Raw genomic sequence first — 20,331 nt, 5'->3', positions numbered from 1 at the left:
ATCGGGCACGTCGTCCCCTTCTCCCCTTGTGGGAGAAGGTGGCCGAGCGAAGCTCGGTCGGATGAGGGGTGTTGGAAGGATTGCTGCTTCGCATAGTTAAGCGCTTAAGATCATTCGACTTTTTTTATCCCGAACCCCCTCGCGCAAAACGCGCAAAACTGTTCGCGATGTCCTCGCACACCTGTTCGCGATGTCCCCAGTCCAAACAAAGGGGAGAAGGGAGAGCCGCCCTCAACCCGTCGGCAACACCCGCAGCGTCTGTTCGTCAAACAGCGGCTCGTCCTGACCCACCCGGACGAACAGCAACTTGTCCCCCTCGCCTGCCGGCGCCTCGAAATACTGGATGCCATCCGGCATTTCGCCCCAGTCGCCGCAGGGCGGGTCGGGGACCTCGTCATTGGCGGCCGCCTGCAGCTCCTTGGCGTAGGCCGCGTCGGGGCTGAATGTGTAGCGCTTGACGCCGGCGGGCACGGTGCCCTCGGTATAGGGCGCGAGCACGCAGCGGGCGCTGACGGCCTTGTCGGTCTTTTCCAGCAACAGGCGCAGCACCGCGGACTCGGCGGTTTCGCCTGATAGAATGTCGAGCACCTCCACCAGCGGATCGGGCGCACCGCCATCGCTGTATTTGATGGCGAGCGCGTTGCCGACGAATTCGAAATGGATCTGGCGAAAGCCGAAATCGCAGCGCTGCGCCCAGGCAGCCAGACCGGCCGTTTTGTCGGTCAGTTTTTCCCAAGCGCATTTGTCGAGCGGCGGGCGCGACGGCGCCGGCTCGTCTGCGCTTGCCACGGCAGCTATCGTAACCGATGCAAACAGGGCGCAAACCCAGACAATCGATTTCATGGCGCTATTCATTGCTGCATCCTGTCAAAGTGAAGGCGTCCCATGCCGAGCCATCCGGATTGGCGTTGGCGAAATCGGCAAACTCGGTGAAGGTTGCGCCGAAATCGGGCAGTAACAGCCCTTTCGGCGCCGGTGTCGCTTCGCGCGAGTTCAACTGCTCTGCGCCGCCTCCGGTCAAGGCATAGACCTGGCCCATCCATATCCGGCAGAGACCGCTGCCATCCTCCAGCCCCCGCCTCGCGGTCGTCGTCTGTGCAGGCGTGCCGGATGGTGCCGAGCGGAAACGAGTTCCTGCCATTGGTCCAGGTGATGTCGGCTGGCAGGCTTGTCTTGGTGTTGGGCACGATCAGCGAAAACACATCGGCCGTCAGCGCCGCCGGCTCATTGGCGAGCGGTCGGAATTGCATCACCGCACCCGAGCGCGGTTCGCGATAGGTGGCGTGGCTCAGCAGACACTCCTTTGCGCTCGCGACCTGTACGGCGATGAGCAGGCCGAGGAAAACGAAGGCCAGTTTGCGGGTAATCATCAAATGTCTCTGGGAAAGCGTTGCCCGGCCGCGTGCCGGCCCCGCACAGTCGCATCATCCGCGCAAAAGCATAAGGGAAATCCGGCTCGGCTGCGTTTATCCGCTCCCTGCCGGTACTCAATGCCTGTTCTGGTGCGCCTGCTCACGCAGATGCTCCTTGGTTTCAGTATCAAGCGCTCGCCAGTCGCAACCGCGAAGTGCCGCCTCCATCGCATAGAGTGCGAGGATCGTCACCTGCCGTCCGAACCGGAACTTCAGCCGGTGATAAGCTTCAACCACGCCGAAACCGCGCAAATCCTCCTCACAGAGAATATCAATTTCCGCCAGCATCAGCGCCATGGCCGGTCCGAGGTTTCTCATATCTTCGATGCGAGTGCTCATCGCCGTGCCTCAGAGCGTTGAAGACGCACAAGATCCTCCAGGATTTGGCGATTTTGTTTGGACTGGTGCGTGCCGGCCCACACAGTCGCATCATTCGGCCAAAAGTGGAATCCGGCCAAAAGCGGAGTCCAGAATGGCCATTTTTATTTTTTGCTGGACGAATACTCCGCACAATCCAACACTGCTGTACGATCGAGCTAGCGGACCGAGGAGACAGGTGATGCGGCGCTTGGCAATGACGATGGCAATCTCCGCATGCACGAGCGGCACCGCGCTGGCCGCGCCACCTTATGTCGGGACTTGGTCCCACAACCGGCTGAACTGTAGTGCGGCCGCCGACGTTCAGCGCCGGACGGTCTTCACGGTGGACAAAGCGGCCCTGTCACTTCCCGAGCTCGGCTGCGAACACGCGAGTTTTCGCAAAATCGCCGCCGGCTGGGTTGTGCATGCCAGCCAATGCTACGGCTCGGACACGTCGCTTGCGGAGCCATTCTCTCGTGTCATCCATATCGAGAGGCATGGCGAGACCGTGCGCATCACCTGGCCCGGTTTCGACAGCGGACCTCTCCTGCGCTGCTGAAGGCGCCTCAGATAAAACCGACCAGCCAGGCCGCGCCGCCGAGAAAGGCAGCCGAACAGACCCCCAGCAGCCAGAGCCCGCGCACCCGGCATTCCAGCACGGCCGAGGCAGGATTGGCGGGATCGTAGTGTACGTCGACCTTGCTGCCTTCGGCATAGCTGCGTGCCTGGCCGCTGACGAGGCCGGGCAGCGAAGCGGTGACCGTGGCGCCGAAGGCGACGCGGTCGGAGGTGTAGCGCTGGCCGGCGACGCCGTAGGTGTAGACGATGCGGGATTTGAAGACGGTGCGCCAGCGATAGGCGCTGTAGTTTCGCAGCGCCTGCAGGCCTGAGGACTCGATGTGGCCGGGGGTAACCGGCCATTTTTCCGCCTGCCGGGCGAGCGACCTCTGGGCGAAACCCATGCGCAAGATCATCAGGCCCATGAACAGCAGAAACGCCGCGACGCCGAGGTTCTGCGGCTTGGGCAGATGCGGCCGGATCGCCTCAAGCGCACCGCCGACGAAAAACACCAGCACCACCGTGCCGATCACCAACCCGGCCGAGAGTTTCACCATGAACTTGAAGGCGCCGTCCGGCAGTGTGCGCTCGATCACGGCCTTGCTCGGATCGGCCGGATTGTAGAAAACAGTCACCTCGGCGCCGCGGGGAAACTGGGCAAGGGTTTCGTTGACTTCGAAATTCCCCAGATTCTCCTTCACGCTGTAGCGCGACCCGCGAAAAGTCTTTTTGCCGACTTTGTATTCAAAGGTGATCGCGGGAAAATTGCGCATCTCGGTGGTATCGCTGCTGTCCGAACCGACGCCCGACCTTCTGACTTCACGCGCCTCGACGCGCGACGAGATGATCTTTCCCGGCGTCGGCAGCCAGTGGCTGAGCGCCCGCACCTCTCGCCACTTGACGAAGGTGATGAACGAGAGGCTGCCCGCGATCACGCAGGCAAATCCGATCAGCAGAAATTTGAGCTCAACGTCCACCGCGTCCCCCATCCCCGGAAGTGCTGGAAACTGCACATAGACAGCACGGCGACGGCAATGTCTTGCTGAATCGCAAAAGTCGGCACATTCGGCATGCCAAGCCGATGGCATGATGGCGTAGGGGCTGACGGGATTTTCTACAGGCGATTGCCGTCTGTTCGGTATCGAAGCGCCATTGACTTTGCTAATAGTCGCCCCGGAAACTCACGTCGTTGGGAGCCACGACACCGAATGACAGCACTGCGCGTTCTCTCCGATGCCTTCATTCCGGAATTGCCGAACCACTACAAAGGCAAGGTCCGCGAGAATTACGATCTGCCGGATGGCCGTCGCATCATCATCGCCACCGACCGGCTGAGCGCCTTCGACGTCATTTTGACCGCGATCCCGCTCAAGGGTGAGCTTTTGACCCAGACGGCCCGCTACTGGTTCGAGGAAACCGCCGACATCTGCCCCAACCACGTGCTCGACTATCCCGACCCCAATGTCGTCGTCGGCACCAGGCTCGACATATTGCCGGTGGAAATCGTCGTTCGCGACTATCTCGCCGGCACCACCAGCACCTCGATCCTGACGAAGTACAAGAACGGCGAACGCGACATGTACGGCATCCGCCTGCCGGAGGGCCTGCGCGACAACGAGAAGCTGCCCGAAACCATCATCACGCCGACCAGCAAGGCGCTCGATGGCGGTCATGATGAGCCATTGACGCGCGACGATATCCTGACGCGCGGCCTGTTGTCGGAAGAGCAATGGGAGACCGTCTCGCGCTATGCGCTGGCGCTGTTTGCGCGCGGCAAGGCGCTGGCCGCCAAACGCGGCCTGATCCTGGTCGATACCAAATATGAGTTCGGCACGGACAAGGATGGCACTGTCGTGCTTGCTGATGAAATCCATACGCCCGACTCAAGCCGTTATTGGCTCGCGGAAAGCTATGATGAGCGTTTCAAGGCCGGCGAGCGGCCGCAGAGCTTCGACAAGGACTTTATTCGTGCCTGGGTCACGGCGCGCTGCGATCCCTACAAGGATCGTATCCCGAAAATCCCGGCCGAGCTGATCGAGCAGACGTCACGGGTCTATACGCAGGCCTATGAGACCATCACCGGCAAGACCTTCGTCGCCGATACCTCGGGAAAGACGGTGCTGGACCGCATTCGCGAGAACTTGAAGCCTTACTTCTGACGGCGATTGCCTAGCAGTCCGCGACGCGTCATGAGGGCCTCACAGCCAGGAAAGTGGTCCACTCTTCGCGATCGCGGCCGACGTTGAATTCATCCCCGACGAGGACCAGCCCGGCGCTTTCGAGACGCGCCGCGAAGTCGTCCCTGCGCCAGTAGACAGTATGATATTCGCCGCTCTTCTCGCCATCGCCGATGCGCATCGAGACGAGGAAGGCGCCGCCCGGCCGCAGCGATCCGGCTATCTTGGCAAGCACCTGGTCGGTCTGCTCGCGCGGCACATGGATCAGGACGCAGAGCGCCAGGACCGCGTCATAGGGGCCGCCGAGATCGTCGGTAATGAGATCGAGAAACTCACCGTGCTTGCCGCGTGCGGCCTGCAGCTCGAGAAAGCGCCTTGTCGCGTCAGTGCGCCGGACCTTGACGCCGAGCCCCTCGACGAAGTCCGCATCATATCCGGATCCCGACCCGACTTCCAGAACCCGGCCGCCTTCGCCGGCAATCTTCACCAGGCGCTTCAGCCATTTCTGTTCTCTTTGGTTCGGAACATGCCGCACCAGCGCGTCGTAGCGTTCGGCATAATCTTCATAGGCGTTGATCGTTTGGCGGCTCTTGGCCAGATCCTCGGACAGCACAGTCATCTTCCCTCCCCTGGTCAAAAGAGCTTGCTTAGCGAATGGTGCCGGGAGGCACGCGTCCGTCCAGCATACCGATATCCCTGAGGAAATGATCCGACAGCGAGCGGTGGTCGAGCAGGCCCCGCTTGCGGGGCCGGAACGGTGCGGTGAAGAGGTCGAGTACCGGGCGGCGAAGCGTGTTGTAAAGAGCGATGGTGGTGGTCATTGCCGTATCCTCCAGGGTTCGATTTGATGAACACAACATGCCGTTTTCCGGTCTTGGTTTCCAATCGAACGTCGCGTAGTATGCATCAGGAGGATTGATGCGTCATGAGTTGGGAGCTACCGCCATTAGGGGCCATCAGGGTCTTTGAAGCCGCCGCGCGTCTGGGCAGTTTCACCAAGGCGGCCGAAGAACTCGGCATGACCCAGTCCGCCGCCAGCTATCAGATCAAGGTTCTGGAAGAGCGTGCCGGAACGCCGCTTTTTATAAGGAAAACAAGGCAGATTGCCCTAACCGAAGCCGGGCAGCAGCTGGCGCCACATGCATCCGGCGCCTTCTCGGCGCTGGCCGATGCCTGGGTCGTCACCAAGGGTGGAGCGACCGGCGTGCTGTCCGTGACCACCATGGAGACCTTTGCAACGAACTGGCTGGCCGTATGGCTTGGAACATTCCAGCTGATGCATCCCGACCTCGCGGTGAAGGTCAATACATCGCAGGCGCTTGTCGATTTTGCGCGCGGCGACATGGATGTCGGCATCCGCACCGGCAGCGGAAAATGGCCCGGTCTGACGGCGCACTATCTGTTCAAGGCCGACTACACGCCGATGCTCAGCCCAAGGCTCGCCGAGAGCGTCGGCGGCATCCACCGGCCCGATGATCTCTACAAGGTGCCGCTATGCTGTGCCGACGATCCCTGGTGGAAAATCTGGTTCGAGGCGGCCGGCGTGCCGTTCGAGCCCGATCGCGTCATTCCCGGCCCGACGCTGGGTTCGCAGGCCTATGATGCCATGGCGGCGCTGACCGACCGGGGCGCGGCGATCCTCACCCGCAACATCTACAGCGCGCTCTTGGCAAAGGGCCAGTTGATACAGCCATTTGACGTTCTGGGCTCCGACGGCGACGGCTATTGGCTGGTGCACCTGGAAAGCCGCCGCAACACACCCAAGATCAAGGTGTTCCGGGACTGGGTGCTGGCGCAGACGGCTGACATACGTGAGCGCGAAAGGCGTTAGGACCGGAGGGTTCTACCTTCTCCCCTTGTGGGGTGAGCAGCCGGTTCGCGTCAGCGAATTCATCGTGCCAGTGGCACGATGAAAGGCCGGCGAACGCCGGGACGCTGCGAAGCAGCGGGGACCCGGCAGGGTGGATCGGCTATCACCCCTTGCCCTTCGCAGGCTCAGGGCGTTCGAAGCTCGAAAAGCCAAGCAATTGGCTTTTCGTCCGCCAACGCGGACCGCTTCTCACCCCACAAGGGGAGAAGGAAGAGATGCCGTTCAATCCTTGAAGGTCAGTCCATACTTGGCTACCTGCTCCTTGGGCATATCCGCAAGCGCCTGGCGGGTGGTGTAGCCGCCGTAGATCACCTTGCCGTTCTTGATCATCCAGTCCTCGACGTCGGCTTCGGTCACCGTCATCCTGTCGCCCATCTTGTACTTGTTGCCGTTGACCGGAACGTCGGCGAGCAGGCCGATATAGGAGCCGTCGCTGTAGCCGACCAGTTGCATCCAGATGTGCTCGGTGGCGCCGTTCTGGGTCAGCGGGAATTTCACCGTGTAGGTGCCGGGCGTGCCTGCAGCCATCAATTCGTGGAAGCGCTTGAGGGTAGAGCGGCCGCTGTCCTTGGCAGCCTGCATCGCCTTGTCCTCGGTGGAATAGGACACGACGTTTTGCTTCGACCCCGCCAGCGTGTCGCCACTACCCGGCATATGCCCGAGCGAATTGAAAAACCCGTAGCCGACAGCGGCGACAACAGCGATGGCCACAATTGGATTGCGCATGGACCCCTCCGAAACCCGATCACGGGCACGTTACCGGAGGGCTGTTGCGATACCGCTAAAGGACAGAGTGAGCGCATCGTTAGCGAGACGCTGAAAATTCAAGCCAAGGCGCCGCCCAACTGGCCACGGCGCTACCGGCGAGGCTGTCAGCCCACGCGCGCCCTCAGTTGGCGTCGGCGACCGTGGTCTGCCCGCCTGCCCATGCCCGCCAGGCACGCTCATCGCCATGGAAGACGTTGAGGTCGATGCGACCGGTCACACCGTGCGACAGGCCGGAACCGGAATACTGCCAGAACAGCCATTTGCGGCCGGGATAGACCTTTGAGGGATGCCGCGCCACAGCGCGCAGCCAGAACGGGTATTCGAGGAAGGCGCCCTTGAGATTGTCGCGGTAGAAATCAGGGCTGGTGTAGATGATGGGCCGCTGGCCGTAATGGCGCTCGAGCTTGTCCATGAACACCTGCATCTTCTCCAGCACCGTGGCGCGCGAAGGCCGCCGCTTGCAGGAGGATTCGCCGTTCCACTCGACATCGATCACCGGCGGCAGTGCGCCGTCCACTTTCGGCACATTGCGGATGAACCAGTCGGCCTGCTCGCCGGCAGTGCGGCACCAGTAGAAGAAATGATAGGCGCCGCGCTTCAGCCCGGCGGCGTCGGCATTGCGCCAGTTCTTCATGAACATCGGGTCGAGATGGTCGCCGCCATCGGTCGCCTTGATGTAGGCGAAATTGGCGCCCTGGGCGCGCAGCTTGCTCCAGTTGACATTGCCCTGCCAGCGCGAGACGTCGACGCCGTGCACGGCGAGATAGCGCGGCGACGCCTTGCCGAAATTGATCGGTTTCGCGTCGCGAAAGCCGTAACGGGTCACCGGCGAGGTCAGCATGGCCGGTGCCGCACGTGTCAGCCGCTTTGGCGGCGACATCAGCGCAACCGGCTCAAGCTGTGGGCTGGTGTTCCCATCGGCCGAAGGCGTGTCCGTGACAACGGCCTCCTCTTCCTCGACCATGGAGAAGGGCGGCGCATTGTCAGCCGCGGCATTGTCGGCCACAGTGTCGTCGGTCACCATGTCGGACCGCATCGGCGCGAGGCCGGCGGTCTCCACCGGAGCCGCCGCGACCGGCGCTCTTGGCCGCACGACCGAACTGGTCGTCTCGTTCGACGGCTGCAAGGCATCGACGCCCGCTGTGGACGAGCAGCCGGCAAGGCACAGCGATGCCACCATAAAACCGACGACGCCTGAAATCCGCATCTGGACCTGTACGCAAAACACAACAGACCGAAGGCAGAAGGACGCCGCCGGACAAACTGGCTTTGATTACTAACGATAAATTGCCAACAAAGTTTGAATCAAATATTAGCCATAAACCAGCGACCCGTCGTGGCCCCCCTTCTCCCCTGCTTTCCCCAATCCCGCTTGACAACGTTCGTGTTTATATTACCTTGCCCTAACCTTACATCGTAAGGTAAAAAGCCGGGAGGAAGGTCGTGTCGTCCGCCGCACTGTCCGAATTGCAACCCGTTGCCCTGCCCGAAACGCATCAACCCGCTATCGCGATGGAAGACGTTTCCCGCGATTTCAGCCGCACCATCGAACGCGCCGAGGTCAACGCCTGGCTGGACCTTTATCGCGCCGCCCCCGCCGACTTTGCCGCGCGGCTCGGACTGGCGATCGCCGAAGACGGCAATCTGGTCTGGACCACCTGCACGGCAATCCCGTTCATCCATTTCAACTGCGTGAAGAATTTCGGCGTCGACCGCCCAGCCACACAGAGCCAGCTTGACGCGCTCCTGGCGCAGTACCGCGCCGCCGGCATTGCGAGGCCGTGGTTCTATGCCAATCCGCACGCCGAGCCCTCAGCGCTCAGATGCTGGCTCGAGGCGCGCGGCCTGCAGCACCTGAGCGGCTGGGAACGGATTTTTCGCGAGGCAGCACCTCTGGCGGCAGAACCGCTTTTCCCGACCGAGGGTATTGCGGTCGAACGCGTGACGCGGGCAACGGCAAGCGAATGGGCAGGCTTCATCGACAGCCAGTACCGGCTGCCGACCTCACCGTGGCTGCTGACGCTGGTCGGCCGACAGGGCTGGCATCACTACGTGGCGCGGCGGGACGGTGCGGTGGTGGCTGTGCGCTCGCTGTTCATCGGCGTTGACGGCACCGCCTGGAGCGGCATCGACGCGCCGGTGCCCGGCATCATGGCGCCAAGCTTCGATCTCGATGCCATGCTCGGCGAAGCCATGGTGCGCGACGGCCTGGCGGCCGGCGCGAAACTGTTTGTCGCCGACATCGAGGCGCCGCACCCCGACCGCGACGGTCCGGCCTATCGCAACTATGCGCAGCTCGGTTTCAAGCTGGCCTATTTCCGCAGCCATTACAGCTATTTGCCGGCAAACTCCGGCTGACCTATCTGCCCAACCACTGCTGCAGGCAGGTCTTGGCGACGACATGTGCCGGCGGCACCAGCGGCCCATAGACAGAAGGGCGACGCACTCGTTCGAGCAGCAGGCGAACCTGTTCGGGGCGCACACGATCACGCTCCATCACGAGCAGGACCATCGGATCGCTCAAAAGCTCGTCCAGGGTGTTGATTCTGTCGCTCATCGGTCGTCCTCCTCGAAAACCAGGCCCGCAGCCGATAGATAGGCAGGCAATCATGGCCCGCCAATGACGCTTTGCCGGCTATGTCGTGTTTTCGGGATTAATTTCCGGTAAGATCGGCGTCAGTTCGGAGGCGGCGCACCTTCATGTTGCGGCAGCCCGTCATCGAGCCGCAGCCAAGGCTGCTTCGAGGCTGTCCACATATGCATTTCCGGCTTGAACAGCGAGGGATCGTCGAGCGAACCGGTGGTGATGCCAACGATGCCGGCGGAGTCGCGCCGGGAAAACAGCGTCGTGCCGCAAGCGGCGCAGAAGCCGCGCTTGAGGTCCGCAGAGGTATTGACCGTCGCCACCTGCCCCTCGATGGTGACGTCATCGATGCGAAACAGCAGACGCGCGTTAAAGGCCGCGCCGATGACCTTCTGGCAGCGCCGGCAATGGCAGACGCGCTGATTGACCGGCGGCGCCTCAGCGCCATAACGCACCGCCCCGCACAGGCACCCACCCTCATATTTCGCCATCATCTGAACCCGTCGCGCTGGAGATCCCTGGAAAGTATCGACTGGCAGCTTTCGGTCAATTGAAAAGCCCTGATGGTGCTATCGATTGCGCTGATACGACCGATGGCCTGCCGCTGGCCCAACCCGAGGCAGCGGCGAAGGATTGACAGCCAGCCGGCAGCCGCGCCTGTTTTATGGCTGGGTCGACCGGGAGGAAATCATGGCGCAGGACATCGAAACCATTGCCGTCGCGGATCTGTTCGGGCCGCCCTCGCCCGGCCGCGAGCGCACCGACGCGCGGATCCTGGCCGCGGCCTCCGGCATCGGTTTCATGGCGATCCGGGATTTTCCGGGCGATGAATGGCTGACACGGGACAAGCGGGCACAGTTGCTCAACATCTTCGCCTTGCCCGAGGCCGAGAAGGCAAAGCTGCTTCGCTGGAATTTCGATCGCACGAAGAAGAACGTCTACCGCGGCTGGTTCCCGCTGCAGCCGACCGCCGTTTCCTACAAGGAAGGCATCGACATGGGCCCGGACATTGCGCATGTGCAAACCGCCGGCTCCGGCGACGCGGACGACCCGTTGCGCGAGCCGACGCCATTGCCAACTGAGGCAGTGCTGCCCGGCTGGCGCGAAGCTGCCGCAAGCTACTATCTGGCCATGGAAGCGCTCGGCAACGCGCTGATGCGCTCGATCGCGCGCGGGCTCGATCTGCCGGAGACAATCTTCGACGCGGATTTCGATGGTGGCATCTCGACGCTGCGGTTGATCCGCTATCCCTTGCGCGATGCCAACATCAGCGTCGATCTGAGCGGACCGGAGTTTTCCGTCGTCCACAAAGGCGAGACGCGCACCATCATCGGGCGCGAACATGCCGATTCCGGTTTTATCACGCTGCTGGCGCAGGATGGCGTCGAGGGGCTGCAAGCAAAAAACCTTGCCGGCGAATGGATCGACGTGCCGCCCGCCGACGGCACGCTGGCGGTCAATTTCGGCCAATTGCTCGAGCGCTGGACCGGCGGGCGGGTGCGGGCGACGCGGCACAGGGTGATTGCGCCGAGGACGGCGCGCTATTCGATCCCGTTCTTCTACGAGCCGCGCGTCGACGCGGAGATCGCGCCGCTGCCGCTCGCTGGCGCCGCCCCGTTCGAGCCGTTCCTCTATGGCGACTATCTCTGGGAGTCCGCCACGAACTTCGTCGAGATGAGCGGCATCAAGCATTTGCGCGAGCCGCGCCGCGCCAAGGCTTCGTAGTTTCGCAGGCACAAAAAACCGGCCGTCTCGCTGGAGACGGCCGGCTTCAACTTTCGGCAGACCTACTCTGTTTCGCTGACGACTTCGTCCCAGGTTTTCACCTTGGTTTCGCCGTTGAGGAAAGGCAGCGCCGCGGCCGTCAGTTCCGGCGCGAAGAAGACGTCGTAGTGGGTGCGGTTGGGGATGATGGCCAGCCGGTTCTGCGACAGGTTCTCGCGCATCCAGCCGGCATCCTTCAATCCACCGCCGAGCATCTGGTAGAACTTGATCTCGTGCTCTGGCTTGTACATGTCGCTGTCGCCATAGGCGAGCATGACCGGCATCTTCAGCTTCGCGACATCGGCGGAATAGTCGTAGTTCTGGCGCATGAAGTTGCCCAGCGCATCGAGCAGTTTCGGGAAGTCTTCCGGATACGGCGCCACTGCAACGTAGGACTTGTACATCGGGGTGTCCTTCATGAACGGCGCGGCAGCGGCGCTCACCTGCGCCTGTTGCGGACGCATCTCGTCATAGAAGCCGTCGGGGGCATAGCCGGTCGACACAAGGACCAGCCGGCGGACCGCCTTGGGATGCTGGACAGCCATGCGGAAGGCAACGCCACCGCCCAGCGAATAGCCCATCACGTCGACCTTGTCGTAGCCGAGCGCCTTGATGATATCAGCCATGTCGTCGCCGATCGCCTCCAGGCTGAATGGCCGGTCGCCAATCGCCGTGCGGCCATGCCCCTGCAGGTCCACGCCTATGACCGTGCGGTTCTCGGCAAGCTTGGGCAGGATCGGCGCGAACATGTCGATCGAGCCGAGACCGCCATGCAAGAGAAGCAGCGGCTCGCCCTTGCCGTAGACAGCGTAGTAGTAGTTCAGGCCGTTGATCGGCAGCAGGCCGGACTTCTCCGGCTTCGGCAGTGCGTTGGTATCGGTCGTCATGGCGGGCTTCGTCTCCTCTGCATTGGCTGGGCCGGGCGCTGCGAACAAGGCTGCGACCGAGGCAAGAATGGCGAAATAGATCGATCTGGACATGTCGTTCTCCTCAGGTAGTGCCCCAAGGACGAGCGAGCGCAGCTCGGGCCGACATAGTCCGCGAAATATCTGCATGGCAAAGATCGGTCAGCCGTTATCGATCGAAGAGCGCGCCTCAGTGGCGCTTGGCTTGCACCAGATAGGCGTCGATTTCGGTCTCGCCGAGCCATTTGGCGGCTTCCAGCCGATGCAGGCCTTCGACGAGGATATGGCGCTTGCCGTCATGGCGGACCTGGATCGGCGTCTTCATGCCGTTTTCCAGAATGTCTTCGGCCAGATGGCGCACGGTTTCGGGATGCAGCGTCTTCTTGCGCGCCGTCGGTACGTAGATGTCGTCGACCTTGACCTTCTGCACTCTCAGCATGCGGGCTCCCGAGGCGGACAATACCGCCTCGCCTGAGATAGTCGCTTTGCCGGGGGCGGCCAAGAGCGGCTAAGCGATTGCTGGCCCGATCGTTTCCATTTGACGCTTGGCCGGCAGATGGCCGAAATGGCGGCCTTCGCTGCTTCAGGATTTCATGATCACGCTACCGACAGAATTTCCCGATTTCGGACTGACGCCGGAGCAGCGCCGTGAAGCGGTGCGCGGCCACTATTACGAATGGCCGGGAATGGATGGCGAGCGCGGCGAGATCTGGTGCTATTCGGAGCGCTTTTCCTACCGTGTCGGCGAAACCGTGACGCTGCATGTCAGTTCGACAGCGCCGACGTTCGGTCTAGCCATAGTCCGCGACGGCGGCACGGAGACAACGGTCTTTGAGCAAACTGGCCTGTCGGCGCGCTGGCAGGACACGCCAGACCAGTGCTCGGTCGAAGGCTGCGGCTGGCAGGCGTCGTTCGAATTTCGGGTCGGCATCGACTGGCCGTCCGGCGCCTACCGGCTGACGCTGACGGCGGACGGTCGCGACGGCAAGCCTATCCTTTGCCACCATCTTATCATCGTCGCGCCCCAGCCCGGCAGAAAACCCGGCCGGGTGCTGCAGGTGGCGGCGACCGGCACCTGGCTTTCCTACAACACCTGGGGCGGCTCCAACCACTATCAGGGCATCACCGGGCCGAACCGCAATCATTATGCAACGATGGTGTCGACGCAGCGTCCCTGGTGCCGCGGTTTTGTGGTGCTGCCCAAGGACGCGCCACGCGTGCCGCTGGAAGTCGCGGTGCCGCCGAAAACCGTGCCGCGCTATCCCCATATGGAATGGGCGTACGCCACGGGGCATTCGAAGAAATACGCCTCCTCCGGCTGGGCGAGCTATGACAGCCAGTTCTTCCGCTTTGCCGAGCGCGCCGGCTACGGCGTCGATCTCGCCAGCCAGCACGATCTGCACTTTTCGCCCGAGATCCTCGACGGCTATGATTGCGTCGTCTTTGTCGGCCATGACGAATACTGGACCTGGGAAATGCGCGACGCGGTCGACAATTACGTCGAAGGCGGCGGACATGCGGCGCGCTTTGCCGGCAATTTCATGTGGCAGACCAGGCTGGAGGACGAAGGCCGCCGGCAGGTCTGTTACAAATACCGGGCGCGGGCCGAAGACCCCGCCTATCGCGGCGACGTGACCCGCGCCACCAACTCCTGGGAGGCGCCGGAGATCGGCCGTCCCGGTGCAATGACCTTCGGCCTCAACGCGACGCGCGGCGTCTATGCCGGCTGGGGCGGCTGCGCGCCGCGCGGCGTGCGCGGCTTTCCGGTCTACCGGCCCGAGCACTGGGCCTTTGCCGGCACCGGCATCTACTATGGCGACCTGCTCGGCGCCGACAGCCATGTCTATGGCTACGAGGTCGATGGGCTCGATTTCGAGATCCGCGGCGGCCTGCCCTACCCGACACCGGACAGCGGCGCGCCAGACGGCCTGCAGGTGCTGGCGGTCGGCATGGCATCTCAGGTGGAGGAAAGCGCCGACATTCCGATCGAGGACCAGTTTCTGACCGACGAGGACGGCCGCTTCACTGCCGAGACGCAGTTCGGCGAAGCCACGGATGCCAATCTCGAAAAAGTCAAACGCGGCAACGGCATGATCGTCAATTTCCCGCGCGGCAAGGGCCAAGTTTTCCACGCCGGAAGCTGCGAATGGGTCGCCGGCCTGCTAAGGCAGGATCCGATGGTCGAGCGCGTGACCAGGAATGTAATCGACCGCTATCTCGGAAAGTCCTGACATGCAGAAACCCTCATCCGCCGGTCCAGAAGCGCGCGCGCCTTCGCATCTGTTCTACCTGTCCAACCTGCGCCGGCCGCTGATCGACCGCGCCGAAGGCATCTATATGTGGACGCAGGACGGCCGCCGTTTCATCGACGGCTCGAGCGGGCCGATGGTCGCCAATATCGGCCATTCCAACCGCAATGTGCTCGACGCCATGAAGCGGCAGATGGACCGTGCCACCTTTGCCTACCGGCTGCATTTCGAGAACGAACCGGCCGAGGAGCTGGCGCGGGAGCTGGCCGGAAAACTGCCCGCAGGCATGGACCGCATTTTCTTCGTCTCCGGTGGTTCGGAGGCGACGGAATCCTGCATCAAGCTGGCGCGGCAATGGGCGGTCGCGACCGGCCAGCCCAAGCGCTGGAAGGTGATCACCCGTTTTCCCTCCTACCATGGCGGCACGCTGGGTTCGTTGTCGATCACCGGCGACGATGCACTGGCCGAAACCTTCACGCCGATGATGCGGGTGATGCCGACCGTGCCGGCGCCGACAGCCTGGCGCGACCGCGACAACCTGTCGATGGAACAGCGCGGCATCCGCTATGCCGACATGCTGGAGGAGAAAATCCAGGCCGAGGGGCCGGACAGCGTGCTTGCCTTCATTGTGGAGCCAATCGGCGGTGCCGCAACTTCCGCCCTGGTGGCGCCGGACAGCTACTATCCGCGCATCCGCGAGATCTGCGACCGCTACGGCATTCTGCTCATCCACGACGAAGTGATGAGCGGCGCCGGGCGCACGGGAAAATTCCTCGGCGGCGACCATTGGAACTGCAAGCCCGATATCGTCGCGCTGTCGAAGGGGCTGGGCTCCGGCTATGCGCCGCTCGGCGCGCTTGCCGCCCCGATGCGGCTGGTCGAGCCACTGCTGACCTCGGGCGGTTTCCAGCATGGTCACACCTATGCCGGCAATCCGCTCGCTTGCGCCGCCGGCCTTGCCGTGCTCGGCGAAATGGACCGGCTCGATCTCATCGCCAATGCTGCCGCCATGGGCGACGTGCTGATGGACGGGCTCAAAGGTCTGGCGAAGCGCTTTCCGTTCATCGCCGATGTGCGCGGCAAGGGCCTGCTCACCGGCGCCGAAATGGTCGCCGACCCCGAGACGCTGCGGCCGATCGATCAGGGCAAGAAAGCCACCCAGCGGCTGCTCGACCTCGCCTATGAACGCGGGCTGATCATTTATGGCCGCAGGGTCAAGGGCGGCGTCGACGGCGACAATTTCATGGTCGCCCCGCCGATGATCGTCACGGCTGAGCAGGTCGGTGAGATCATTTCCATTATCGGCGACTCTCTCGAAGTGCTGGCCGTCGAACTCGATCTTCCGGTCGAAGGCTGAGGGGCGAAAAATGGCGAGAAAAGTCATCATCACCTGCGCGGTCACCGGCTCGGTGCACACGCCGTCCATGTCACCCTATCTGCCGCTGACGCCGGACCAGATCGCGACCGATGCCATCGCTGCAGCCGAAGCCGGCGCCTCGATCCTGCATCTGCATGCCCGCGACCCCAAGGACGGCCGGCCAACCGCCGACCCCGAGGTGTTCATGCAGTTCCTGCCGCGCATCAAGCAGGCGACCGATGCGGTGATCAACATCACCACCGGCGGCTCGTCACTGATGACGCTGGACCAGCGGCTGGCCGCGCCGCTGCGGGCACAGCCGGAAATGTGCTCGCTCAACATGGGGTCGATGAATTTTGCGCTGTTCCCGATGCTCGACAAGCCGAGGGAATGGCAACACGAGTGGGAACCGAAGCTGCTCGAAGCCACGCGCGACACGATCTTCAAGAACACGTTCGCCGACATGGAAGGCGTGCTGGAAAAGCTCGGCAAGGGCTGCGGCACGCGCTTCGAGTTCGAATGCTACGATGTCGGCCATCTCTATTCGCTCGCGCATTTCCGCGACCGCGGCCTGGTGTCGGGACCGCTGTTCATCCAGTTCGTGCTCGGCATCCTTGGCGGCATCGGCGCCGATCCCGACAATCTCATCCACATGAAGCGCATCGCCGACAAATTGTTCGGCGACAGCTACCAGTTCTCGGTGCTCGCCGCCGGCCGCAACCAGATGCCGCTGATTTCGATTGCGGCGGCGATGGGCGGCAATGTCCGCGTTGGGCTCGAGGACAGTCTCTACGACGGCCGCCAACTGGCGAAATCCAATGCCGACCAGGTGCGCCGCATCCGGGCTATCCTCGACGGCCTGTCGCTGGAGGTCGCCACACCGGCGGAGGCGCGCGACATGCTGGCGCTGAAGGGTGGCGACCGGGTAGCCTTCTAGGGGCGCCCGGGATCGCGTGGTAAAAGGAGGCTGACATGGAACGGATTCTGGTCTCAGCCTGCCTGCTTGGCAGCCACGTGCGCTACAACGGCTCCTACCGGCTCGACAACCATCCCGTATTGACGCGGTGGCAGGCGGAAGGGCGGGTCGTGCAAATCTGCCCCGAGGTTGCGGCAGGCTTCTCCACGCCGCGCCCTCCGGCAGAAATTCGCGGCGCAGGCGACGCTGTGCTGCACGGCCAAGGCCAGGTGGTTGAGCAGACAGGAAACGATGTGACCGCACTTTATCTCGAAGCCGGTCAGATTACGCTGGAACTCGCCCGGGAAACTGGATGCCGCTATGCCGTTCTCACTGACGGCAGCCCGTCCTGCGGTTCAAGCTTCGTCTATGACGGCAGTTTTTCGGGTAGCCGCGTGGCCGGCCGCGGCACGACCACCGCGCTCCTGGAAGCCAACGGCATTCGCGTCTTTTCGGAAGACGATATCGGCGAACTTGACGATCTGCTGAACGGCTCAGCCGGAACCGTGGCCTGATCCATGGCAGAGAAGATCAGCATGGCCGGCGATATCGTCATCCGCCCCGGCACCATCAACGACGTCGACACCATCTACGCCGCGCTTCTGCGCCTTGGCACCCATATCGGCGCGCATCAGCAAATCACCTCCACCGCCGACGATCTCCGCCGTTACGGTTTTGGCGAAAAGCCTGCCTTCTCCACCCTGATCGCCGAAGTCGGCGGCGAATTTGCGGGGCTCTGCCTGCATTTCCCGATCTTCTCGACCTGGATGGGCCGCCCCGGCGTCTATATCCAGGACCTCTATGTCGAGGACCAGTTTCGCGGCCGCAAGATCGGCGAAAAGCTGCTGCGCCGCGTCGCGCGCGACTGCCGCAGGGATGGCGGCGTCTATCTCAGGCTGTCGGTCGACACCGACAATGAGGGCGCCAAGGCCTTTTATGAGCGGCTGGGCATAGGCTGGGCGCATTACGAGCAGACGCAGAAGATCGTCGGCGAGGCGTTTTTTGCCTTTGCCGATGCAGTGCAGGATGGGGAAACGGAATGAAAGCCTTCTTTGCCGAGGAGCAGAAACGCCACGACCCGAAAGCCTTTCTGTCCAGCGGTGCACCTCAGCCCAATCCCGAACAGCCGGCGCGCGCCGATAGATTGTTAGCCGGCGCAAGATCTGCCGGATTGACGGTCGAACGGCCTAGGGATCATGGCCTCGGCCCGGTGGCGGCGGTACACACGCCCGAATATCTCGCCTTCCTCGAACACATTTTTGCGCGCTGGCAGCGCATTGAAGGCGCTTCGGCGGAAGTCATCCCCAACATCCATCCCCTCGCCCGAGATGGCGCCTATCCGGCCTCGGCGGTCGGCCAGGCCGGCTACCACATGGCCGACACCGCCTGCCCGATTTCGGCCGAGACCTGGCAGAGCGCGCTGTGGAGCGCCTGGAGCGCGGTCGAGGCAGCCGAAACCGTCATGGCTGGCGTGCCTGCCGCCTATGCGCTTTGCCGGCCGCCGGGCCACCACGCCTTTGCCGATGTCGCCGGCGGCTTCTGTTTCATCAACAATTCGGCGGTCGCTGCCCAGATGTTGCGCAAGCAGGCCGCTCGGGTGGCGATCCTCGATGTCGACCTGCATCACGGCAACGGCACGCAGGGCATCTTTTACGAGCGATCCGACGTGCTCACCGTCTCGCTGCATGCCGACCCGGTACGCTTCTATCCGTTCTTCTGGGGCCATGCCGACGAGCGCGGCGAAGGGCCGGGCCTCGGCTATAATTTCAACCTGCCGCTGCCGCGCAAATCCGCCGATGCGGCGTTTCTCGAAGCACTCGAGGTGGCGTTCCAGCGTATCCGCGCCTTTTCGCCGGACGCTCTGGTTGTGGCGCTCGGTCTCGACGCGTTCGAGGGTGATCCGTTCGGCGGGCTTTCGGTGACCACGCCCGGCTTCGCGCGCATCGGCGAGGCGATTGCCAAGCTTGGCCTGCCGACGGTGATCGTGCAGGAAGGCGGCTATCTCTGCGACGCGCTCGGCGACAACCTCACCGCCTTCCTCACCGGTTTCGGCGGCAAGCAGCGCTAGCTGACTAGCGCTGTTGTCTCAACATGGCGATGACCCGATGCACGCTCTCCAGCGTCTCATCGATTTCGGCCGCCGTGTTGTAATGCGCAATGCCGATGCGCACGACGCCTTGCTCGGCCGGAATGCCGAGCTGATGGACGATCTCCCAGGCGTAGTTGTGGCCGGACCACAGGAAAATGTTTTCGGCATTCATCTGCCGCACGATCGTCTCCGGCACGATGCCGTCGACGGTGAAGGACACCGTCGGCACGCGCTCGCTGACGCGCTTGGGATCGGTGATGCCGCGAACGGTCAGGCCCTCGATATCGGACAGGCCTTCGATCAGCCTCAGCGCCAGCGGGTTTTCATGGGCGATCGAGACTTCGAATGCCTCGGCGATCTTGCGCCTTCGCGAACCGCCCTCGCCGGCTGCGGCGCCCAACTCGGCGAAATAGTCGACCGCGGCGGTCAGCCCGGCCATCAGTTCGATCTGCGGCGTGCCGAGTTCGAAACGCTCCGGCAGGCCGTTGGACGAGCAGCGGCATTTGTAGGGTTGCAGCGCGTCGATGACGTCGCGACGTCCCCACAATATGCCCATATGCGGGCCGAAGAATTTGTAGGCAGAGCAGATCAGGAAATCGCAGCCGAGATCCTGCACGTCGATCAGGCCATGCGGCGCGAACTGCACGGCGTCGACATAGACCAGCGCGCCGGCCTGTTTGGCAATCGCCGTCAGCGCCTTGACCCGGTTGATCGAGCCGGTGAGGTTCGAGGCATAGTTCAGCGCCACCAGCCGCGTCTTATCGGTGAGCAGCGCGCTGAGCGCCGTCTCCTCGACCTGCCAGCTATTCTCGTCGAAAGGCAGGAAGCGCAGGACGAGGCCAAGATCTTCGGCCAGCTGCAGCCATGGCGAGACATTGCCCTCATGGTCCATGCGGGTGACGATGATCTCATCGCCCGGCTTGAAACCTCGGCCAAGGGTGCGCGACATGTGATAGGTCAGCGTCGTCATGTTGGCGCCGATGATGATTTCCTCGGGGCTTGCCGCACCCAGGAAATCGGCCATCGCCGCATGCGCGTCGTCGACCACTTTTTGCGCGGCAAGCGTGGTTTCGAAATAGCCGCCGAGATTGGCGTTGGTGGTCAAGAGGCAGCGCGCCACCGCATCGGCAACCGCTTGCGGCACCTGCGTGCCGGCCGGATTGTCGAGATAGATGCGCCGGCGTCCCTTGTCGGTCAGGTCCAGCGCCGGAAATTTCCCCCTGACGGTCCCGATCGGAAAATCCATTGCTGTCCCCTTCCTCTTGTCTTTGCCCGGCAATTCC

The 20,331-nt window shown here is 63.0% G+C and carries 24 protein-coding genes; 11 read left to right on the top strand and 13 right to left on the bottom strand.

Annotation, left to right across the window (positions count from 1 at the left end; all coding sequences use genetic code 11):
• Positions 1-231 precede the first annotated feature (231 nt).
• The 3 genes from FJV77_RS18280 to FJV77_RS18270 form a co-directional block, all read right to left on the bottom strand.
• Positions 232-789, bottom strand: coding sequence for a hypothetical protein (locus tag FJV77_RS18280; protein WP_246691301.1), 558 nt, complete (start codon positions 787-789; stop codon positions 232-234).
• 62 nt (positions 790-851) lie between these two features.
• Complete coding sequence (locus FJV77_RS18275) at positions 852-1,370, bottom strand: hypothetical protein (RefSeq protein ID WP_246691300.1); 519 nt, start codon at positions 1,368-1,370, stop codon at positions 852-854.
• Between the two features lie 117 nt (positions 1,371-1,487).
• Complete coding sequence (locus FJV77_RS18270) at positions 1,488-1,751, bottom strand: TfoX/Sxy family DNA transformation protein (RefSeq protein ID WP_142868150.1); 264 nt, start codon at positions 1,749-1,751, stop codon at positions 1,488-1,490.
• 133 nt (positions 1,752-1,884) lie between these two features.
• Here FJV77_RS18270 and FJV77_RS18265 point away from each other — a divergent pair, with 133 nt between their 5' ends.
• Positions 1,885-2,331 carry a hypothetical protein gene (locus FJV77_RS18265; RefSeq protein WP_246691299.1) on the top strand — a complete coding sequence of 149 codons (447 nt, stop codon included), beginning with the start codon at positions 1,885-1,887 and terminating at the stop codon, positions 2,329-2,331.
• Positions 2,332-2,338: 7 nt separating this feature from the next.
• Here the strand turns inward: FJV77_RS18265 and FJV77_RS18260 are convergent, their stop codons facing one another.
• Positions 2,339-3,307, bottom strand: coding sequence for a DUF3592 domain-containing protein (locus tag FJV77_RS18260; RefSeq protein ID WP_185970366.1), 969 nt, complete (start codon positions 3,305-3,307; stop codon positions 2,339-2,341).
• A 240-nt stretch (positions 3,308-3,547) separates the two neighbouring features.
• On the opposite strand from FJV77_RS18260, the gene FJV77_RS18255 reads away from it, so the two are divergent.
• Complete coding sequence (locus FJV77_RS18255) at positions 3,548-4,489, top strand: phosphoribosylaminoimidazolesuccinocarboxamide synthase (RefSeq protein WP_142868166.1); 942 nt, start codon at positions 3,548-3,550, stop codon at positions 4,487-4,489.
• Between the two features lie 28 nt (positions 4,490-4,517).
• Here the strand turns inward: FJV77_RS18255 and FJV77_RS18250 are convergent, their stop codons facing one another.
• Together FJV77_RS18250 and FJV77_RS32440 are read right to left on the bottom strand one after the other, a co-directional pair.
• Positions 4,518-5,126, bottom strand: a complete 609-nt coding sequence (locus FJV77_RS18250; RefSeq protein WP_142868149.1) for a class I SAM-dependent methyltransferase — start codon at positions 5,124-5,126, stop codon at positions 4,518-4,520.
• 28 nt (positions 5,127-5,154) lie between these two features.
• Positions 5,155-5,328, bottom strand: coding sequence for a hypothetical protein (locus tag FJV77_RS32440; RefSeq protein WP_185970365.1), 174 nt, complete (start codon positions 5,326-5,328; stop codon positions 5,155-5,157).
• Positions 5,329-5,432: 104 nt separating this feature from the next.
• On the opposite strand from FJV77_RS32440, the gene FJV77_RS18245 reads away from it, so the two are divergent.
• Positions 5,433-6,338 carry a LysR substrate-binding domain-containing protein gene (locus FJV77_RS18245; RefSeq protein ID WP_142868148.1) on the top strand — a complete coding sequence of 302 codons (906 nt, stop codon included), beginning with the start codon at positions 5,433-5,435 and terminating at the stop codon, positions 6,336-6,338.
• Positions 6,339-6,599: 261 nt separating this feature from the next.
• Here FJV77_RS18245 and FJV77_RS18240 read toward each other — a convergent pair whose 3' ends face one another.
• Together FJV77_RS18240 and FJV77_RS18235 are read right to left on the bottom strand one after the other, a co-directional pair.
• Entirely contained in the window at positions 6,600-7,103 is a 504-nt protein-coding gene (locus FJV77_RS18240; protein WP_142868147.1) for a DUF2314 domain-containing protein, read from the bottom strand.
• Between the two features lie 163 nt (positions 7,104-7,266).
• Positions 7,267-8,352, bottom strand: a complete 1,086-nt coding sequence (locus FJV77_RS18235; protein WP_142868146.1) for a GH25 family lysozyme — start codon at positions 8,350-8,352, stop codon at positions 7,267-7,269.
• Positions 8,353-8,588: 236 nt separating this feature from the next.
• Between FJV77_RS18235 and FJV77_RS18230 the strand changes: the two genes are divergently transcribed.
• On the top strand, positions 8,589-9,503 hold the full coding sequence (locus FJV77_RS18230) for a hypothetical protein (RefSeq protein WP_142868145.1): 915 nt from the start codon (positions 8,589-8,591) through the stop codon (positions 9,501-9,503).
• A 1-nt stretch (position 9,504) separates the two neighbouring features.
• Here FJV77_RS18230 and FJV77_RS18225 read toward each other — a convergent pair whose 3' ends face one another.
• Together FJV77_RS18225 and FJV77_RS18220 are read right to left on the bottom strand one after the other, a co-directional pair.
• Positions 9,505-9,702 carry a hypothetical protein gene (locus FJV77_RS18225; protein ID WP_142868144.1) on the bottom strand — a complete coding sequence of 66 codons (198 nt, stop codon included), beginning with the start codon at positions 9,700-9,702 and terminating at the stop codon, positions 9,505-9,507.
• Positions 9,703-9,821: 119 nt separating this feature from the next.
• Positions 9,822-10,220: a GFA family protein gene (locus FJV77_RS18220; protein WP_142868165.1), complete on the bottom strand. Its 399-nt coding sequence runs from the start codon at positions 10,218-10,220 to the stop codon at positions 9,822-9,824.
• 199 nt (positions 10,221-10,419) lie between these two features.
• On the opposite strand from FJV77_RS18220, the gene FJV77_RS18215 reads away from it, so the two are divergent.
• Positions 10,420-11,454 carry a 2OG-Fe(II) oxygenase family protein gene (locus FJV77_RS18215; RefSeq protein WP_142868143.1) on the top strand — a complete coding sequence of 345 codons (1,035 nt, stop codon included), beginning with the start codon at positions 10,420-10,422 and terminating at the stop codon, positions 11,452-11,454.
• Between the two features lie 62 nt (positions 11,455-11,516).
• On the opposite strand, the gene FJV77_RS18210 is transcribed toward FJV77_RS18215, so the two are convergent.
• Positions 11,517-12,473 carry an alpha/beta hydrolase gene (locus FJV77_RS18210; protein ID WP_142868142.1) on the bottom strand — a complete coding sequence of 319 codons (957 nt, stop codon included), beginning with the start codon at positions 12,471-12,473 and terminating at the stop codon, positions 11,517-11,519.
• Between the two features lie 115 nt (positions 12,474-12,588).
• Complete coding sequence (locus FJV77_RS18205; RefSeq protein WP_008875526.1) at positions 12,589-12,837, bottom strand: ParB N-terminal domain-containing protein; 249 nt, start codon at positions 12,835-12,837, stop codon at positions 12,589-12,591.
• Positions 12,838-12,991: 154 nt separating this feature from the next.
• Here FJV77_RS18205 and FJV77_RS18200 point away from each other — a divergent pair, with 154 nt between their 5' ends.
• From FJV77_RS18200 to FJV77_RS18175, 6 genes are read left to right on the top strand one after another with little or no spacing between them, the layout of a single operon-like run.
• Entirely contained in the window at positions 12,992-14,629 is a 1,638-nt protein-coding gene (locus FJV77_RS18200) for a N,N-dimethylformamidase beta subunit family domain-containing protein (protein ID WP_142868141.1), read from the top strand.
• A gap of 1 nt (position 14,630) precedes the next feature.
• On the top strand, positions 14,631-16,004 hold the full coding sequence (locus tag FJV77_RS18195; RefSeq protein WP_142868140.1) for an aspartate aminotransferase family protein: 1,374 nt from the start codon (positions 14,631-14,633) through the stop codon (positions 16,002-16,004).
• Between the two features lie 10 nt (positions 16,005-16,014).
• Positions 16,015-16,941, top strand: a complete 927-nt coding sequence (locus FJV77_RS18190; RefSeq protein WP_142868139.1) for a 3-keto-5-aminohexanoate cleavage protein — start codon at positions 16,015-16,017, stop codon at positions 16,939-16,941.
• A gap of 35 nt (positions 16,942-16,976) precedes the next feature.
• Positions 16,977-17,474 carry a DUF523 domain-containing protein gene (locus tag FJV77_RS18185; protein WP_142868138.1) on the top strand — a complete coding sequence of 166 codons (498 nt, stop codon included), beginning with the start codon at positions 16,977-16,979 and terminating at the stop codon, positions 17,472-17,474.
• 3 nt (positions 17,475-17,477) lie between these two features.
• Positions 17,478-18,002 (top strand): GNAT family N-acetyltransferase, encoded by a 525-nt coding sequence (locus FJV77_RS18180; RefSeq protein WP_185970364.1) that lies wholly within the window; start codon positions 17,478-17,480, stop codon positions 18,000-18,002.
• On the top strand, positions 17,999-19,027 hold the full coding sequence (locus FJV77_RS18175) for a histone deacetylase family protein (RefSeq protein ID WP_142868137.1): 1,029 nt from the start codon (positions 17,999-18,001) through the stop codon (positions 19,025-19,027). Before FJV77_RS18180 ends, FJV77_RS18175 begins: the two co-directional genes overlap by 4 nt.
• A gap of 4 nt (positions 19,028-19,031) precedes the next feature.
• Here the strand turns inward: FJV77_RS18175 and FJV77_RS18170 are convergent, their stop codons facing one another.
• A complete protein-coding gene (locus tag FJV77_RS18170) occupies positions 19,032-20,294 on the bottom strand; it encodes a cysteine desulfurase-like protein (protein ID WP_142868136.1) in 1,263 nt (420 codons plus the stop codon).
• Between the last annotated feature and the right edge of the window lie 37 nt (positions 20,295-20,331).

Origin of the sequence: Mesorhizobium sp. WSM4306, from assembly GCF_007003975.1 — a bacterium.
Lineage (GTDB): Bacteria > Pseudomonadota > Alphaproteobacteria > Rhizobiales > Rhizobiaceae > Mesorhizobium.
This window is presented reverse-complemented; position numbering and strand designations above follow the sequence as displayed.